14 protein-coding genes are annotated in these 16,950 nt (G+C 73.3%); 5 read left to right on the top strand and 9 right to left on the bottom strand.

All coding sequences use genetic code 11. The annotated features are described in order from the left end of the window. Positions 1 to 32: 32 nt before the first annotated feature. Positions 33 to 2,141, top strand: a complete 2,109-nt coding sequence (locus IF89_RS0131150; RefSeq protein WP_420706985.1) for a TPM domain-containing protein — start codon at positions 33 to 35, stop codon at positions 2,139 to 2,141. Positions 2,142 to 2,199: 58 nt separating this feature from the next. Continuing rightward, the gene (locus tag IF89_RS0131145; protein ID WP_030775132.1) at positions 2,200 to 2,919 is read left to right on the top strand and encodes a PspA/IM30 family protein; all 720 of its coding nucleotides are present in this window, start codon (positions 2,200 to 2,202) and stop codon (positions 2,917 to 2,919) included. A gap of 27 nt (positions 2,920 to 2,946) precedes the next feature. Here the strand turns inward: IF89_RS0131145 and IF89_RS0131140 are convergent, their stop codons facing one another. From IF89_RS0131140 to IF89_RS0131110, 7 genes are all read right to left on the bottom strand, one after another. Further along, positions 2,947 to 5,577 carry a SpoIIE family protein phosphatase gene (locus tag IF89_RS0131140; protein ID WP_199820587.1) on the bottom strand — a complete coding sequence of 877 codons (2,631 nt, stop codon included), beginning with the start codon at positions 5,575 to 5,577 and terminating at the stop codon, positions 2,947 to 2,949. 196 nt (positions 5,578 to 5,773) lie between these two features. Further along, positions 5,774 to 6,214 carry an ATP-binding protein gene (locus tag IF89_RS0131135; protein ID WP_030775128.1) on the bottom strand — a complete coding sequence of 147 codons (441 nt, stop codon included), beginning with the start codon at positions 6,212 to 6,214 and terminating at the stop codon, positions 5,774 to 5,776. 139 nt (positions 6,215 to 6,353) lie between these two features. Continuing rightward, complete coding sequence (locus tag IF89_RS0131130) at positions 6,354 to 6,782, bottom strand: (deoxy)nucleoside triphosphate pyrophosphohydrolase (RefSeq protein ID WP_030775127.1); 429 nt, start codon at positions 6,780 to 6,782, stop codon at positions 6,354 to 6,356. A 38-nt stretch (positions 6,783 to 6,820) separates the two neighbouring features. Beyond that, the gene (locus IF89_RS0131125; RefSeq protein ID WP_030664389.1) at positions 6,821 to 7,006 is read right to left on the bottom strand and encodes an SPOR domain-containing protein; all 186 of its coding nucleotides are present in this window, start codon (positions 7,004 to 7,006) and stop codon (positions 6,821 to 6,823) included. 539 nt (positions 7,007 to 7,545) lie between these two features. After that, entirely contained in the window at positions 7,546 to 8,298 is a 753-nt protein-coding gene (locus tag IF89_RS0131120) for a GntR family transcriptional regulator (protein ID WP_030775124.1), read from the bottom strand. A gap of 137 nt (positions 8,299 to 8,435) precedes the next feature. Further along, positions 8,436 to 9,605 (bottom strand): DUF4190 domain-containing protein, encoded by a 1,170-nt coding sequence (locus IF89_RS0131115; RefSeq protein WP_030775123.1) that lies wholly within the window; start codon positions 9,603 to 9,605, stop codon positions 8,436 to 8,438. Between the two features lie 181 nt (positions 9,606 to 9,786). Further along, positions 9,787 to 11,358 (bottom strand): S8 family peptidase, encoded by a 1,572-nt coding sequence (locus IF89_RS0131110; protein ID WP_030775121.1) that lies wholly within the window; start codon positions 11,356 to 11,358, stop codon positions 9,787 to 9,789. A 197-nt stretch (positions 11,359 to 11,555) separates the two neighbouring features. On the opposite strand from IF89_RS0131110, the gene IF89_RS0131105 reads away from it, so the two are divergent. The 3 genes from IF89_RS0131105 (at position 11,556) to IF89_RS0131095 (ending at position 14,784) form a co-directional block, all read left to right on the top strand. Then, positions 11,556 to 12,737 (top strand): threonine synthase, encoded by a 1,182-nt coding sequence (locus IF89_RS0131105; protein WP_051807873.1) that lies wholly within the window; start codon positions 11,556 to 11,558, stop codon positions 12,735 to 12,737. 233 nt (positions 12,738 to 12,970) lie between these two features. Beyond that, positions 12,971 to 13,792: an isocitrate lyase/PEP mutase family protein gene (locus tag IF89_RS0131100; protein ID WP_030775117.1), complete on the top strand. Its 822-nt coding sequence runs from the start codon at positions 12,971 to 12,973 to the stop codon at positions 13,790 to 13,792. Between the two features lie 146 nt (positions 13,793 to 13,938). After that, positions 13,939 to 14,784, top strand: coding sequence for an EamA family transporter (locus IF89_RS0131095; protein WP_324605378.1), 846 nt, complete (start codon positions 13,939 to 13,941; stop codon positions 14,782 to 14,784). A gap of 31 nt (positions 14,785 to 14,815) precedes the next feature. Here the strand turns inward: IF89_RS0131095 and IF89_RS0131090 are convergent, their stop codons facing one another. Beyond that, the gene (locus tag IF89_RS0131090; protein ID WP_030775113.1) at positions 14,816 to 15,607 is read right to left on the bottom strand and encodes a trypsin-like serine peptidase; all 792 of its coding nucleotides are present in this window, start codon (positions 15,605 to 15,607) and stop codon (positions 14,816 to 14,818) included. Then, complete coding sequence (locus tag IF89_RS0131085; protein WP_030775112.1) at positions 15,604 to 16,695, bottom strand: alpha/beta hydrolase; 1,092 nt, start codon at positions 16,693 to 16,695, stop codon at positions 15,604 to 15,606. The genes IF89_RS0131090 and IF89_RS0131085 overlap by 4 nt, the downstream gene beginning before the upstream one ends. Between the last annotated feature and the right edge of the window lie 255 nt (positions 16,696 to 16,950).

Raw genomic sequence — 16,950 nt, 5'->3', positions numbered from 1 at the left:
CGGGGTGTGGCGCCCCTAGCCTCCGACATGTGATGCCGCCGAGAACCGAGCCGCACAGCAGGGCCCTGGCACGGGCCGGTATGGCCCTGGCCGCCGGGCTGCTGGCGCTCGGCGGCTGGGGCGTCGTCCAGGCACCCGGCGCGCGGGCGGAGGACCCCGTCACGCTGTCGCAGCAGGGGCAGGTCACCGACCTCGTCGGTGCCCTCGGCGACCGCCGGCCCGCCGTCACCGCGGCCCTCGACGAGCTGTACGCCGACCGGAGCATCCAGCTCTTCGTGGCGTACGTACGGGACTTCTCCGGGCGCTCCGCGCAGAGCTGGGCGGACGCCACCGCGGAACGCAACGGCCTCGGCCGGGACGACGTCCTGCTGGCGGTCGCGACGGGCGCCCGACAGTACGCCTACTCGGCCGCTGTCGACTCCGGTTTCACCGAGGGGCAGCTGGCCGAGGTGGCACGGACCGCCATCGAGCCGGCCCTGCGGCAGAACGACTGGGCGGGCGCGGCGATCGGCGCGGCGAACGGCTACAACGCGGTTCTCGGCGGGCAGCCGGTACCGGCGCCGACCCTCACGCCCGGCCCGCCCGACCCCGGCGGCGGGGGCGACGGCGGCGGCGCGGGGGACTTCGTACTCCCGGTGGTCGCGGTCGGTGCGGCAGGGGCGCTCGGCGTGTACGCGTACCGGCGCCGCAGGCGCGGGGACGCCGCGGCCGGCGGCCGCGGCGCGACGACCGGGCCGGGCTGGCCGGAGGGGGCCCCGGACCGCCTGCCGCTGCCGGAACTGGACGGCCGGGCGACGTCCCTGCTGGTGGAGACGGACGACGCGGTCCGCACCAGCGCGGAGGAACTCGGCTTCGCCGTCGCGCAGTTCGGCGAGGAGGCGGCCGCCCCCTTCACGACGGCCGTGGAGTTCGCCAAGGGCGAGCTGACGCGCGCCTTCCGGCTGCGCCAGCAGCTCGACGACGCCTACCCGGAGGACGACGCGGCCCGGCGCCGGATGCTGGACGAGATCGTGGCCCGGTGCACGGAGGCGAACCGGCGGCTCGACGCCCAGGCGGCGGACTTCGACCGGCTGCGGGACCTGGAGAGGAACGCCCCGCAGGCCCTGGCGGCCGTGGAAGGGCGGTACCTGGAGCTGACCGGGCGCACCACCACCGCCGAGGCGACACTGACCGCGCTGACCCGGCGGTACGCCGACTCCGCCTCGGCGCCGGTCTCCTCCAACCCCGGACAGGCGAAGGACCGGCTGCTGTTCGCGGCGACCAGCCTGGGCCTGGCCCATGCGGCCGTCGACGCCGGCCGGGGCGGTACGGCGGCCGTGCACGTACGGTCCGCCGAGGGCGCGGTGGACCAGGCGGCGACCCTGATGGACGCGGTCGAGCGGCGGGCGCAGGAGCTGGCGCAGGCCGCGGGGAAACTGCCGGGCGCGCTGACGGAGACGCAGACCGATCTCGCGGACGCCCGCGGGCTGCTGACCGGCACCCCGGAGGGCACCTCGACGGCCGACCTGCGGGGGCGCATCGGCCGGGCCGAGTCCGTACTGGCCGACGTGCGGCGGGAGGAGGCGGCCGGCCGGTACGACCCGATCGACGCCCTGCGCCGGGTGGAGGAGGCCGACGCGGCCCTGGACGAGGCCCTGGCCGGGGCCCGGGAGCGGGAGTCGGGGCGGCAGCGCGCCGCGGCCCTCCTGGACCGGGCCCTGCTGTCGGCGCGCAGTGCGATCGGTGCGGCGACGGACTACATCACCACCAGCCGGGGCGCGGTGGGCAGCCAGGCACGTACCCGGCTGGCGGAGGCGGACAGGCGGCTGGAGCGGGCGCAGGCGCTGGCGGCGGGGGACCCGTCGGCGGCGCTGGCGGAGGCCCGGCAGGCGGACACCCTCGCGCGGCAGGCGCAGCAGCTGGCGGAGCAGGACGTGCGGGCGTACCAGGACCCGTACGCGGGCCGTCCGGGCGGGCAGGGCGGCGCCGTGCTGGGCGGGATCATCCTCGGCGAGATCCTGCGGGGCGGGCTCGGTGGCGGGCGGGGCGGCGGCTTCGGCGGGGGTTTCGGCGGGGGTTTCGGCGGAGGCGGGGGCAGCGGTCCCGGCTCCTTCGGGGGCGGCAGCACCCGCGGCCGCATGGGCGGCGGCGGCCGCTTCTGAACGGCCCGGGGCGCGGCTGCGCAGTCGGACGGACCATCGCTCACAGGAGAGGCCCATCATGAGCAAGCAGACGATCCTCGGCCGCGTCACCCAGCTCGCCAAGGCCAACATCAACGCACTGCTGGACCAGGCGGAGGACCCGCAGAGGATGCTGGACCAGCTGATCCGGGACTACGCCAACAACATTTCGGAGGCCGACCAGGCGGTCGCGACGACGATCGGCAACCTGAGGATGCTGGAGGCGGACCACCAGGAGGACGTGGACGCGGCCGCCGAATGGGGCTCCAAGGCGTTGGCCGCCAGCCGGAAGGCGGACGAGTTGAGGGCGTCCGGGGCGACCGCGGAGGCCGACCGGTTCGACCATCTGGCGAAGGTGGCGCTGGGGCGGCAGCTGCAGTCGGAGAAGGAGGCGAGGACGGCCGAGCCGACGATCGCGGCGCAGACGGCCGTCGTGGACCGGCTCACGGCGGGCCTGGAGTCGATGCGGACCAAGCTGACGGATCTCCGGGCGAAGCGGGACGAGCTGGTGGCGAGGGCGCGCAGCGCCCAGGCGCAGAACACGATGCTGGACGCGGTGAAGAGCATCGACGTCATGGACCCGACGAGCGACCTGAGCCGCTTCGAGGAGAAGGTACGGCGCGAGGAGGCGATGGCCCTGGGCAGGCAGGAACTGGCCGCGTCCTCCCTGGACGCCCAGTTCGAGTCGCTGGAGGACCTCGGCAGGGCCTCGGAGGTCGAGGCCCGACTGGCCGCCCTCAAACAGGGCGGCCCGGCCTAGGCCGGCTGTCCCGGGGCGTGCGACCGGTCAGCCGTACAGGTTCAGCAACTGCTCGGCCGAGAGTTCCGAGACCCCCTCCTCCGCAGCGCCGGGAAGGGGGAGTTCGAACCACACGGTCTTGCCGCGGTGGGTGCGCCGGGTGCCCCACCCGGCGGACAGCATGCCCACCAGTTGCAGGCCCCGCCCGCCCTCGTCGGTGTCCCGGGCGCGCCGCCGGCGGGGCTGGACCAGGTTCGCGTCCCACACCTCGCACACCAGCGTCCGGTCCAGGAGCAGCCGCAGCCTGATCTCGCCCTCGCCGTAGCGCAGGGCGTTGGTGACGAGTTCGCTGACGAGGAGCTCGGTGGTGTCGAGCAGCCCCTCCAGTCCCCACGCCGGCAGCTTGGCCCGGGCCAGTTCCCGGGCCCGGCCCACCGACCGGGCCTCGCGGGGCAGCTGCCAGTCCCCGACGGCGTCCATGGGCAGGCCCTGGACCCTGGCCATCAGCAGGGCGATGTCGTCCTCGCCGTGGCGGGTGTCCAGGGTGTTCAGGACGTGGTCGCAGACGTCCTCCAGGGGGCGGACCGGGTCGGCGAGCGCCGCGCGCAGGCCGCGCAGGCCTTCCTCCAGCGGATGGTCACGCGACTCCACGAGCCCGTCGGTGTAGAGGGCGAGCAGGGCTCCCTCGGGGAGTTCGACCTCGACCTCCTCGAAGGGCTCCCCTCCCACCCCGAGCGGCAGCCCGGGCGGTACCTCCAGCAGCAGGGCGGGCACCGGTTCGCGGTCCTCGCCCGGCCCGGCGTCGTGCGGCGACACCAGGACCGGCGGCATGTGGCCGGCGTTGGCGATGGTGCAGCGCCGCGTCACCGGGTCGTAGACCGCGTACACGCAGGTGGCGAGGTAGACCTCCGAGCGGTCGGAGTCCCGCGAGTGCAGGGCCGCCCGGGAGGCCTGCTGGGAGCCGCCGGGTGCGCCGAGCCCGCGTGCGATCTCGTCGAGCGCGGTCAGCACCTCCGCCGGTTCGAGGTCCAGCAGGGCCAGGGTGCGCACGGCGGTGCGCAGTTCGCCCATGGCGACGGCCGCGCGCAGGCCCCGGCCCATGACGTCGCCGACGACCAGTGCGGTGCGGTGCCCGGGCAGTTCGATGACGTCGAACCAGTCGCCGCCGACCTCGGTGGCGGCGTTGCCCGGCAGGTAGCGGCAGGCGATGTCCAGGCCGGCGGCCTCCGGGTCGCCCGGGGGCAGGAGGCTGCGTTGCAGTATCAGGGCCCGTTCGTGCTCGCGCCGGTACAGGCGGGCGTTGTCGATGCAGACGGCTGCCCGGGCGGCCAGTTCGACGGCCACCGCCCGGTCCCGTTCGCCGAAGGGCTCGCTGCCCTTCGTACGGGAGAACTGCGCGAGTCCGACGACGGTGTCGTGGGCGACCATCGGCACCACCAGGGTGGACTGCACGAGGTCTTCCGGGCCGCCGCCCTCGATCAGCCGCGGCCGCGCCGTGCGCAGGGCGAGCGCGCCCGGGGAGGCCGCGGGGTAGCGGTGGATGTCGCCGACCGCGACCAGCGCGCCGGGGCCGGACAGCGGGGCGTCGGACACGGCGGAGGAGAAGGCCACCCGGCGCAGCGGCGCGGACGGTGTACGGGCCGGGCCCTGGCCGGGCAGGCTCGGCACGCCGGGCCCCTGCGGCCGAGCGGGCCGGTCGTCGTCGCCGAGCAGCAGGCCCTGGTAGAGGTCGACGGCTGCCAGGTCGCAGAAGCCGGGGACCGTGACGTCGAGGAGTTCCCGGGCGGTGGTCTCCAGGTCGAGCGAGTTCCCGATGCGGTGCCCGGCCTCGTTGAGCAGGGCGAGATTGCGCCGTACTCCGGCGGCCTCGCGGGCGGCGAGGTGCCGTCGGGTGACGTCGGTGCCGATGCCGGCGACACCGATGGGGCGGCCGCTGCCGCCGTGGACGCGGTAGAGGTTGATGGACCAGTGGCGGTTCTCCCGGCTGCGCGGGGTGGCTCCGGTGATGCGCAGGTCGGTGACCGCCTCGCCGGTGTCCAGGACGCGGCGCAGGGCGTCGGCCATCCGGTCGGCCTCGTGCGGCGGCAGGTAGTCGTGGACGGTGCGCCCGCGGTGCGTCTCGGCGGAGCCGCCGAAGACGGTGGCGAAGCGGCGGTTGGCCCGCTGCACGGTGAGGTCCGTACCGAAGAGCAGGAAGCCGAAGGGAGATTGGCCGAATATGGCCTGTGATGCGGCGAGGTCGGATTCGATGCGGCGCAGCGCGCGTACGTCGACGACGACGCAGAGGGCGGCCCGTTCCGCCGTCTCGGTCTGGGTGGGCATCACATAGATCTCGGCCACGCCGTGCGCGCCGTTGCCTCCGGGGATCCGGAAGGGGATCAGTCCGGTCCACTCCTTGCCGTCGAGGATCTCGGCGACCTTGCGGTGGGCGTCCGGGCGCAGTTCGGGCGGCATGAAGGCGTCGACCGGGTCGCGCCCCACGGTCTGGGCGGCCGTCAGCCCGAAGAGTTCTTCGGCGCGCAGGCTCCACTGGTCGATGTACCCGTCGGGCCCGATCGAGAAGGATGCGACCTTTATGTAGTCATATATCGAGCCAGGCGGACTGCTGTGCCACAGGGCGTCGTGCCATGTCTCCCGAGGCACGTCGGCCTGATGTGCCTGCGCAGGTATTTCGCTCACGCGACCGTCCCCTCCAGCTCACCGCAACCGGACCGGCCATGACGGCAGTATTCAGCACCACGACCCCGGACGGCACGGCGTTCACGATCACAGCACGGTCTCGATGATTTCGAGCCATGTCGCGCGATCTTCCCCGACCTCCTTTCCGGCCACCGCCGGAAGGGCCGCGGGGGGTCTCCCGCCACCGCTCACCTTGTTACTCACCAGGAAGAGCCAACTCGAACCACACAGTCTTCCCTGTTTTCCCGTGCCGGGTTCCCCATCTCTGCGAGGAGACGGCCACGAGGTGCAGTCCGCGGCCCCCTTCGTCCTCGGCGTCGGCCTCCCGCTCGCGGGGCGGATCCGGAAGCGGATCGGAGATCTCCACGATCAGCGCGGGGCTGTCGGCGGGGGCCTCGCCGACGCCTGCCGCGGCCGGATTGCGCCGTATCAGCCGGACGCCGATGGGGCCGGAAGCGTAGCGGAGGGAATTGGTGACGAGCTCACTGACCAGCAGCACGGTGATGTCGCCGACGGCTTCGAGACCCCACTCGTGCAGGGTTCCGAGTACGGCGTGGCGGGCGGTGCGGACGGCGCCGGGCTCTGCGGGGAAGGCCCACTCGGCGCTCTCACCGTCTGTGTCGATCACGCCGATCACTTCCCGGGCCAGCAGCGACCCCAGTCCGGTTCGTCTGGAACGAAAGAGGGACGAGATAGGGATTAATAGCGACATACCCGATATTCCAGGCGTCGTACCACTCGATCCCGAACCACCGGCGCACTGTGGCACAGACGGACTAGGGTGCGCCGGTCACGCGCCCCCGCCGGCTTGCCTGCGTACGCAGTCGGCGGCCGGCCTCGGCGACGGCGGGGCGGTCCTGCTCCAGCCAGTCGACCGACTCCAGTTCCTCCGGCGCGAGCCACCGCAGTTCGTCGTGGTCCTCCAGCGGCGCAGGCACACCGGACAGCAGTCGCGCCGTCCACACATGCAGCACCAGCCCGGGCTTCAGCGGCCACTCCCCCGGGATCCGCTCCAGCGGCTCGGCCTCCACGCCGAGTTCCTCGCGCAGTTCGCGCACCAGCGCCTCGGGGACGGTTTCACCCGGTTCGGCCTTCCCGCCCGGCAGTTCCCACCGCCCGGCGAGCTCCGGCGGCGCACTGCGGCGGGCGGCCAGCAGGCGCCCCTCATGACAAAGGGCTCCGCCCACGACCACGCGTACCGTCATGGGCGGAGCCTATGCCAGCGCCCTGGGGCGCTGCTGACTCAGTTCATCGTGGCGGTCTGGCCGATCCGCTCGACCCAGTAGAGCTGCTTGTGTCCTCGGTCGTCGAGACTGTCGGCGACCTTCTGGGCCTCGGCCCGGGTGGCGTACCGGCCCACCCGGTAGCGGTTGCCGTTGTCGTCCTGACGTATGACCAGCCACGGGAGCAGGGCACCGCTGTCGTTCATCGCGTTTCACCCTCCGCCGACGTATCTGCCCGGGAAACCGCATTGCGCATATGCCCGACCTTACGCCCGACCTTTACGGAGCGGATACGGTTTTTTACGAAGAGATACCTGACAGGCGTACGCATCCGGCCATGCGTACGAGTGCGCCGTGCGCGCCGGTCCGGACCCGCGCGCGGGAACCACCGGACGCGCGCCCGTGCGCCGGCCGCCCTCCCTACGGGCAGGTATACCCGCAGGTAGCTTCGGGGGCGCCGACCGTCCGAGCCCTGCCCGTGTGCGGAACCAGGGCGGTTGCCGCCGGCAAATAGGCGGCCCAGGCCCCGCCCCGACGTGTCGGCGGACCGGCGCCAGCGGGACGTCGGGGGCGCCGGGGGCGATCACCATCGCGCCGAAACCCGCCGGTCCACGGTCCCGCATGCCCGGCCCGTGGCGGGACGGCGACCGCGGCGAAGGCGGGCGCGGCGACGGCGAAGGAGTGCGGGCGGGGCAGCTGCGTCGAGGGAGTGCGGGCGGGCGCGGTGCCGGGGAGCGGACCCTCCCTAACGCACCGGGAGGTGGTAGGAGAGGCGGTAGCGGTCCGCCGGGACGACGACGTCGGCCGTTTCCACCGCACGGCCCGAGGCGTAGTAGGTACGGCCGATCACCAGCACGACGTGCCCCGGGACCCCGCCGAGCAGGAGGATCTCCTCCGCCAGGCCGGGCCGCGCGCCGACCTCCTCCACCATGTTGTCGACGACGACGTCGATCGCGGCCATCCGGTCGACCACTCCGGAGCCCCCCAGCGGGCCCTCCTCCGGCAGCATCACGGGGGTCCGCCCGGTCACGGCGAGCGGCTCCCAGGAGGTGGAGAGCATCATCGTCTCCCCCGCGTCGCGGAAGACGTAGCGCGTCCGCATCACGCGCTCACCCGGCTCGATGCCGAGCCTCTTGGCGATCTCCGCGGGCGCGCCGGTCTGTTCGCTGCTCGACTCCCACGTCCCCCGCGCGCCGGAGTCGGCCTGCTCCTGCCGGAACGGCGTCGAGGCACCGCCCGTGCGGTAGCCGGACCGGGCCACCCGCCGCGGCACCGGCTGCTCGCGCACGTACGTACCGGAGCCGGAGCGGCCCTCGACCAGGCCCTCCGCCATGAGGACCTTGCGTGCCTCCAGGGCCACGGTGTCGGAGACCCCGTACTCCTCGCGGATGCGGGCCTGGGAGGGGAGCCGGGCGTGCGGGGGCAGAGAACCGTCGACGATCTGCCGTCGAAGATCCCCGGCCACACGAAGATAGGCCGGCTGCTCACCGAAAGTCACTGGCCACTCCCATCAGGTTGACAGACAGCTACACACTGGCAACCGACGGTTGAAGACCGCAAGCAAGGGCCAGAGTTTCACCCGAAGTGATGAAGCCAGGTCACTCAAACCCCCTGCCGTGCGTTGTCCCGGCGAGGTCAGACCGCCTCGGAGGAAGGGCCCCTGCCGCCCTCGCCCGTCGGGTCCTCCGTGCCCTCCGGACCGTCCTCCAGCCACGGGGGGATCTGCGTCGACAGCCCGTACGCGCCGCGCAGCGCCTTCTCCGTCTCCGGCGACATCGCGGCCCGGGCCCGGTCCCACAGCCGCTCGAACTCCACCCCCGTCCGCGCCTGGGACGCCCGCTGCCAGGCCGCGCGGGCCACCTCGATCTCCTTGAGCTGCGCCGGCGCGGCGGCCTCCAGTCCCGGCCGGGCCGCGTCCTGCTGGAGGACCTTCGCCTCCTCGCCGAGCACCGCGTGCATCTCGCGCGCCCACGCCTGGTGCCGGCCGAGCGCGTCGTCCACGTCCCCCTCGGGCGGCCGGCTCAAAACGAACTCGACGGCGTTCGCCGCCCGCAGGAAGGCCGCCTGCTCGGGCCTGAGCATCCCGGCGTCCCGGCGCAGGCTGCCGCGCCACTCCTCCTCCGTCGTGCCGATCACGCAGAGCAGCTTCCGGTCCCCCTGCCGCCAGGACTCCCGCGACGGTCCGAAGTAGAACATCTCCGCGAACTCGGGCAGGGCCCACGTGTCCATCGCGTACTCGTCCTGGGCCTTCCAACAGGCGTCCTCCGCCGCCCGGTCGGCACCGCTCGCGCCCGGGGCGTCCGCGGCTCCCAGCGTCCTCGACGCGGTGACCTCGCCGTGGTGCGCCCGGGAGCAGTCCACCGCGTAGAGGAGCGGCTGCTCCTCGAACAGGTCCCCGCCCGGGACGTTGAAGCAGTCGCCCGCCTTCATGTCGTCCACGTCGCGCAGTTCGCCCTCGACCTCCGTGTACGCGCTCAGACCGTCGAGCCGGGCGCCGACCGCCTCGGTGACGCGGCCGACGGCGAAGACCATCACGCCGGTCATCAGGACGGACACCACGAGGCCCGTGATCGCCAGGGCCCTGCCCCGGTCGCCCTTCTTCGCGATCTGCACGAGCGCCGCCGCCCCGAAGGCGATGCCGAGCGGCGGGAAGCACAGCAGCCCGGCCAGGAGGGAGGCGAGCGCGAAGCCGTTGAGCGCCGGCGGCTGCGGCCCGTACCCCGGCGGTGGTCCCCATCCCGGCTGCGGGGGCCGCGGGGGCCAGGGGCGGCCCGGTCCGGGAGGAGGACTCGGCGGGATGCTCAAGACAACGGACTCCATCGCAGGTGGCAGAGGGCATCGCCGGGAGGCGAAGGGCTTCCGCGGGGCGCCGGCAGGCACCGCGGAGGGCGCGAACGGATGCGCGAATAGTACGCAGCGGGGGCGACCGCCACTCGGTCGCCCCCGCTGTTTCCTCACATCCCGGTCACTGCCTCCGGCCCGCTCCTCAGAACTGCAGCGCCCAGGAGTCGATCTTCCCGGTGTCGCCGGTGGCGTTGTCGTGCACCCGGAGCTTCCACGTGCCGTTCGGCGCCTCGGCGGAGGCGTTCACGGTGAAGGTCCTGATGATGTTGACGGCGCCACCGCCGGAGCGGTTGTGCAGCGTGTAGACGGTGCCGTCGGGTGCGACGAGGTCGACCTTGAGGTCACCGATGTACGCGTGCTTGATGTCGACCGGCACCTTCAGCGTCGTCGGAGCGTTGCCGACGACCCCGCTGACGGTGACCGGGGACTCCACGGTCGCGCGGTCCTCGATCGCGTGGTCCGTGGTGTTCTCGAAGCGCTTGCCCGCCGGTACCGGCCCCAGGGCGGTGACATGGAGCAGGCGGTTCGGCGATCCGGTACCGCCGCCGGTCACCTTGTCCGGGGTGGCGGACCCGATCAGCGCGGTGGCCACCTGGGCCGGCGTGCTGGCCGGGTTCTGCGAGAGGTAGACGGCGGCCGCGCCCGCGACGTGCGGGGTGGCCATCGAGGTGCCGTTGATGGTGTGGGTGGCGTAGTCGCCCGTGCTCCACGCGGAGGTGATGGCGGAGCCCGGCGCGAAGAGGTCCAGGGACGGGCCGTAGTTGGAGTAGCCGGCCCTGGCGTCCGTGTTGGTGGTGGCGCCGACGGTGATGGCCTCGGCAACGCGCGCCGGGGACTTCGTGGAGGCGTTGGCCGACTCGTTGCCCGCTGCCACGGCGTAGGTGATGCCGGACGCTATGGAGTTGCGGACGGCCGTGTCGAGCGCGGTGTCCGCGCCGCCGCCGAGCGACATGTTGGCCACGGCCGGCTTGACGGCGTTGCGGGTCACCCAGTCGATGCCCGCGACCACCTGGGCGGTCGTACCGGAGCCGGTGCTGTCCAGGACGCGCACGCCGACGATCTTGGCCTTCTTCGCCACGCCGTACGCGCCGCCTGCGACGGTACCGGCGACGTGCGTGCCGTGGCCGTGCCCGTCCTGGGCGGTGAAGTCGTTGTCGATCGCGTCGTAGCCGTAGGAGGCACGGCCGCCGAAGTCCTGGTGGGTGATGCGGACACCGGTGTCGAGGACGTACGCCGTGACGCCCTCGCCCGCCTTGTCGGGGTAGGCGTAGGCCTGGTTCAGCGGCAGCGCGCGCTGGTCGACGCGGTCCAGGCCCCAGGACGGCGGGTTCGGCTGGGTGGCGCTGACCTTGAAGGTGCGGTTCTGCACGACCGACTCGACCGCCGGGTCGGCGGCGAGCTTCTCGGCCTGCGCCTGGGACACCTCGACGGAGTAGCCGTTGAGGGCCGCGCTGTAGGTCCGGTCGATCTTCGCGCCGTACTTCTTGGCGACGAGCTTGCCGCTCGTGCTGGTCGAGCGGGGACCGCTGTCCTTCAGCGTCACGATGTAGCTGTTGGGCACGGACCCCGGAGCGCCGGCGTTCTGGACCACGCCGCGCGCGTCGCTGCCGACGGCCGAGGCGGGCAGTGCGGCGGCCGCGCCCAGCGCGAGCGCCGCGACCGCGGCCGCGCTGAGGCCGGCGGTCTTCCGGCGCGTATGACGCATCACTGGCATGTGACGGGTCCTCCTCGTAGGTGGTGCATGGCGGGGGGAGCAGGGCCGCGCAAGCGTGACCATGACAACGCAGACGGTCCAACGGCAGGCCGCCTCCGAAAGGTTGACCCGCCCTCGTCGCGCCCCTCAGGAGGACGACGACCGCGTTAACATCCCTGCCATACGACCGCCATGACCGAGCAAAGGGCGCTCCGCACATGACGCACGCACCCCCCGGTTACGTCTGCTCCGAGGACGGTACACGCGCCGACGTCCGTACCGCTCCTTGGGGGTGCCCTCTGTGCGGCGGCCCCTGGGACCTCGATTTCACGCCCGACCCGGACGCGGCGCTCGAACCCTCCGCCGGACCCCATTCGCTGTGGCGGTACGGGCCGGTGCTGCCCCTGCCCGGGGCCTTCTCGCTCTCCCTGGCGGAGGGTCACACACCGCTCGTACCGCTGGGGGAGCGGATCCACGCCAAGCTCGACTACTTGATGCCCACCCTGTCCTTCAAGGACCGGGGCTCCGTGATGCTCGTGGAACTCGCCCGGCGGCTGGCCCCGCAGCGCGTCGTCGCCGACAGCAGCGGCAACGCGGGAACGTCGGTGGCGGCGTACTGCGCCCGGGCCGGACTCGACTGCGAAGTCTTCGTGCCCGACGGGACGTCGGCGAAGAAGACCGATCGGATGCGGGCGTACGGCGCGGTCGTCCGCGTCGTCCCGGGCGGCCGCGAGGCCGCCGCGCTGGCCGCCCGCAAGGAGGCGGACTCCCCCGGCGTCTTCTACGCCAGCCACGTCTTCAACCCGTACTTCCTGCACGGGACGAAGACCTACGTGTACGAGGTGTGGGAGGACATGGGACGGCGGCTGCCGGAGGCCCTGGTCGTCCCGGTCGGCAACGGCACCCTGCTGCTCGGAGCCGCGCTGGCCACGCGGGAGCTGGCTCGGCGCGGGGTACGGCCGCCGGCCCTGATCGCGGTCCAGTCGGAGGCGGTGGCCCCGCTCGCGGAGGCCTTCGCGGCGGGCGCGCAGGACGCCGCCCCGGTGGAGCAGCGGCCGACCGTGGCCGAGGGGATCGCGATCCCCGCGCCCCCGCGCGCCCGCCAGATCCTGGCCGCGGTACGGGAGTCCGGCGGCACCTTCCTGACGGTCCCGGACTCCCGGCTGCGCGAGGCCCAGCTCGACCTGGCCCGCCGCGGCCTCTTCGTCGAACCGACCGCCGCCGCCTGCTGGGCGGCCGTCTCCCCCACCGCCCCCACCGACCCCCTACAGGGCCGCACCGCGGTCATCCCCCTCTGCGGCGCAGGCACCACATCGGCCCTCCCCTCCAGCCCCGCCGCCCCCTCCAGCCCCGCCCTCCCCTCCAGCCCTGCCACCCCATCCAGCCCCGCCGGCGTTTGAGGCGCGGGGGCCCGGGGGCAGCGCCCCCGGCAACGGCGCCGCACCCGTCCAACCCGCCGCCCCAACCAACCCCGCCTTCCCCACCAGCCCCGCCGGCGTTTGAGGCGCGGGGGCCCGGGGGCAGCGCCCCCGGGCAACGGGCGCCGCACCCGCACCGCACGGCAAGGGCAAGGGCAAGGGCAACGTCGGAAATCCGCGAGCCCCCACCCCGCCCCGTCTGCTCAACTGACCCCATGAGCAACCACCCCGCCACCCTCGCCGCCAAAGCCACCGCGTTCACCGCGCTGCACACCCCCTCCGCCCCTCTCGCCCTCGCGAACGCCTGGGACGTCGCCACGGCGCGCATCGTGGAGGCGAGCGGCGCCTCCGCCGTCGCCACCACCAGCGCCGGCGTCGCCTGGTCCCTCGGTTCCCCGGACGGCGACGCCCTCGCCCGCGACCGCGCCCTCGACCTGATCGCCCGCGTGACCGCCGCCGTCGCCGTCCCCGTCACCGCCGACATCGAAGGCGGCTTCGGCGCCGACCCGGCCGCCGTGGGCGAGACCGTCGCCGGCGTCATCGACGCCGGGGCGGTCGGGATCAACATCGAGGACGGCACCCGCGACCCCGCCGAACAGGCCGAGCGCCTCGCGGCCGCCCGCGCCGCGGCCGACTCCGCCGGGGTGCCGCTCTACCTGAACGCCCGGATCGACACCTACCTCAGGGGCCTGGGCGATCCCGCCACCCGCCTCGACGAGACCCTTGCCCGCGCCGCCGCGTACCTGCGGGCCGGAGCCTGCGGCATCTTCGTACCCGGCGTCCTCGACCCGGCCACCATCACCGAACTGGCCAAGGGCATCGACGCCCCCCTCAACATCCTCCTCGGCCCCGGCGCCCCGAGCGTCGCCGCCCTCGGCACGCTCGGCGTCGCCCGCGTCAGCCTCGGTTCCTGGGTGGCCGAAGCCGCGTACGCCGTGGTCCGCCGGGCCGCAGAGGAGTTGGCCACCGGTGGGACGTACGGGGCGCTCGCGCACGCCCTCCCGTACGGAGAGCTGAACGACCTGCTCAAGCACTGAGACGCCGGGACTCCCCGATGTCCGCCGTGGCCGACGACCCTAGGATCCGGACATGACCACCTCAACACCCGTGGACGGCAGGCCCACGGTCCCCGCACGGCAGGATCACCGGCGCGGTCTGGACCGCGCTGGCCCTCGTCTACGTCGTGTGGGGCTCGACCTACCTCGGCATCCGCATCGTCGTCGAGACGATGCCGCCCTTCCTGTCCGCGGGAGCACGTTTCGTGACCGCCGGCGTGCTGCTCGCCGCCGTCGTCGCCGTGCGCCACGGGACGGCCGCGCTCCGGGCCACCCGGGCGCAGCTCGCCTCGGCGGTCCTGGTCGGCCTGCTGCTGATCCTCGGCGGCAACGGCCTGGTCGTCCTCGCGGAGACCTCCGTGCCGTCCGGTCTGGCCGCCCTGCTGGTGGCCGCGGTCCCCATGTGGGTGGTGGTGCTGCGCACGGCCGCCGGCGACCGGCCCCCCGGCCGCACCCTGGCCGGGGTGCTCGTCGGCCTCGCCGGCCTCGCGGTCCTGACCAGTCCCGGGCTCAGCGGCGCCGTACGGCTCTCGGGAGTGCTGCTGGTGGTGGTCGCGTCGGTGCTGTGGTCGCTGGGCTCGTTCTCCGCGTCGAAGCTGCCCCTGCCGGGCAACCCCTTCACGGGCAGCGCCTACCAGATGATCGCCGGCGGGATCGCGGGCGTGGTCGTCGGCCTGCTGCGCGGCGAACACCGCGGCCTGGACCCGGCGGACTTCTCCACCGCCTCCTGGCTGGCCCTGGGCTACCTGGTCGTCTTCGGCTCGCTCGTCGCCTTCACCGCCTACGTGTGGCTCCTGCAGGCCGCACCGCTGTCGCTCGTGGCCACGTACGCGTACGTCAACCCGGTGGTCGCCGTCGCGCTCGGCGCGCTGATCCTCGACGAGGCCCTGACCTGGCCCATCGTCGTCGGCGGCGCGATCGTCGTGGCGGCGGTGGTGGTGATCGTCAGCACGGAGCGCAGGAAGAAGCAGTAGCGGCCGCCGCCGTGCGCCGGGGAGCGGCAGCTCAGCCCCGCGCGGCCCGCTCGTACAGCGCCTTCGCGCGCTCGTCGAACAGCGCGGCCGTGGAGTCCACGTCGGTGTCCCCGCCGCTCAGCACCCCGATGAGGTGCCCGGCGGGGTCCGGCCCGCCCCGGTCGGCGATCCAGGGGCTGCCGCTGGTGCCCGTCCAGAAGCCGGCGCAGCTCATGTAGAGCATGTCGGGGTCGTCCTCGTCGTGGCGGGTCTGCGTGGTGCAGGAGACGGGCCTGTTCTGCGGGTTGTGCTCGGACTCCGGGTAGCCGACGACGGTGACCTCGCGCTCGTAGCCGGAGGTCCACTCGGGACGCGGCGCCTCGGCGCGGCCGCCGACGGCCTCCTGCACGCTGCGGCCGTCCTCGTCCGGCTCGATGGTGAGGAAGGCGAAGTCGGCGGTGTCCTCGCCCCACCTGGTCCAGCGTTCGTCGACGTGGATCGCCTTGACCTTCCACACGCCCAGCGGCTCCGTGCCGTCGCCCTCGCCGGAGAAGGCCGGGGCGAAGGAGAGCTCGCCGATGGCCAGGCCGTCGTGGGCGACCTCGCCGGGTTCGCCGTCCTCGCCGGCGGGCGCGACGCAGTGCGCGGCGGTGGCGACGACATTGCCCTTCGGGCTGTCGACGACGCTCGCGGTGCACCAGTGCTCGCCCCCCGCCATGAGGACACCGACAGTGGGGAAGGGGAGCACCGGCCGGTCGCCGGGCGCCTTCATGAAGGCCATGGCGCACACCGCCGCGACGCCCGCGGCGGCGGCCGCCGACGCCCCCTTCGCCACCGTGCTCATCGCACGCCGGGAGCGGGTGTCGGTGCCGGTGTCGGTCCCTTCATCACCTTGCTGATCCACTCCAGGGAGCCCTCCCTCATGCCGCGCACGTACGACTTTCCGTTGTGCTCACCATCCTGGATCACCTGGAGCGAGGTGTGCACGGGACCCTTGCCGTACTCCTTCATGAACTTCTCGGCCTGCTCCCGGCCGGTCTCCTTCGTCCCGATCTGGAAGTTGATGTAGACATCGGGACCGCCGGCGTCGATCAGCTTCGCGGCGAGCTTCTCGGGGTTGTTCTCGTCCATGGCCTTCGTGTTCCCGTTCCACAGGGGGGAGTCGGGGACGATGTCGGTTCCGCTGGCGATGGCCGCCTTGAACCGGTCGGGGTACTTCAGGAGCTGCTTGAAGCCGTTGAACCCGCCGGCCGAGGAGCCCATGAAGGCCCACCCGTCGCGGGAGGTGAAGGTCCGGAAATTGGCCTTCGCGAAAGCGGGGACGTCATCGGCCATCCAGGTGCCCATCTTGGGCTGACCGGGGATGTCCGAGCCGTCGAAGTGGTGCTTCGTGTCCGCGTTGGTCACCGGCATGATCAGGATGAAGGGCAGGCTCTTGCCCGACGCGGCGCCGTCGCTGACCGCCTGCTGGAGTCCGAGGCCGGGCCCGGTGCCCCAGTAGTTCGTCGGGTAGCCGCGGCCGCCGGGCAGGGAGATCAGCACCGGGAAGCCGCTCTGCGCGTACCTGGGGTCGTCGTACTCCTTGGGGACCCACACCCACACGTCACCCGTGAAGCCGGACTTCTTGCCGGTCAGGGTGGTCTTGCCGATCTGGGTGCCGTCGGGGAGGCGACTGGTCCGGACGAACGAGGCCGCGGGCCCGGTGGGCATGAGCACCTCCGGCAGCGCCTCGGAGGCGGTCACCGTCTTCTCCTGGACCTTGCCGAAGGAGACCGGATCCCCTATCTCCGAGAAGAGCCCGAACTTGTACGCTGCCGCGCCCCCGGCGAGGGTGAGTGCGAGACCGCCGCTGATGAGAAGCAGGCGCAGGCGGCGGGGGCGAGGGCGGCCCGTGGTCATGGGGCTGCCGTCGTCTTGCTGGTCATGCTGCACGGTTGTTGTCCCGTTCCTTCTCCGGCGCTCACCTCGGAGCGCGGGCCGGACCGATCGGTCCCCCTTACACCCCTTACAGAGGTATGAACGACGATCCCGGTTGCCTGGGACGGGGGTGACGTGTCGAGCACCACGCGGGGGGCGGGGGGCTGGTGGGGAGCGGGGGCCGGACCGATCGGTCCCCCTTACACCCCTTACAGAGGTATGAACGACGATCCCGGTTGCCTGGGACGGGGGTGACGTGTCGAGCACCAC

The sequence above is a fragment of the Streptomyces sp. NRRL F-2664 genome (assembly GCF_000719345.1).
In the GTDB taxonomy this organism is placed as follows: Bacteria; Actinomycetota; Actinomycetes; order Streptomycetales; family Streptomycetaceae; genus Streptomyces.
Note: the sequence above shows the minus strand (reverse complement) of the source record. Positions and strands in the feature narration are given on the sequence as shown.

What these genes read in the sequence shown, in the direction of transcription:
- IF89_RS0131125 (WP_030664389.1), bottom strand. Translation starts at nt 7,006, where the DNA reads ATGAACGACAGCGGTGCCCTGCTCCCGTGGCTGGTCATACGTCAGGAC.
- IF89_RS0131100 (WP_030775117.1), top strand. Translation starts at nt 12,971, where the DNA reads ATGAGCAACCACCCCGCCACCCTCGCCGCCAAAGCCACCGCGTTCACC.
- IF89_RS0131110 (WP_030775121.1), bottom strand. Translation starts at nt 11,358, where the DNA reads ATGCCAGTGATGCGTCATACGCGCCGGAAGACCGCCGGCCTCAGCGCG.
- IF89_RS0131105 (WP_051807873.1), top strand. Translation starts at nt 11,556, where the DNA reads ATGACGCACGCACCCCCCGGTTACGTCTGCTCCGAGGACGGTACACGC.
- IF89_RS0131130 (WP_030775127.1), bottom strand. Translation starts at nt 6,782, where the DNA reads ATGACGGTACGCGTGGTCGTGGGCGGAGCCCTTTGTCATGAGGGGCGC.
- IF89_RS0131145 (WP_030775132.1), top strand. Translation starts at nt 2,200, where the DNA reads ATGAGCAAGCAGACGATCCTCGGCCGCGTCACCCAGCTCGCCAAGGCC.
- IF89_RS0131150 (WP_420706985.1), top strand. Translation starts at nt 33, where the DNA reads ATGCCGCCGAGAACCGAGCCGCACAGCAGGGCCCTGGCACGGGCCGGT.
- IF89_RS0131090 (WP_030775113.1), bottom strand. Translation starts at nt 15,607, where the DNA reads ATGAGCACGGTGGCGAAGGGGGCGTCGGCGGCCGCCGCCGCGGGCGTC.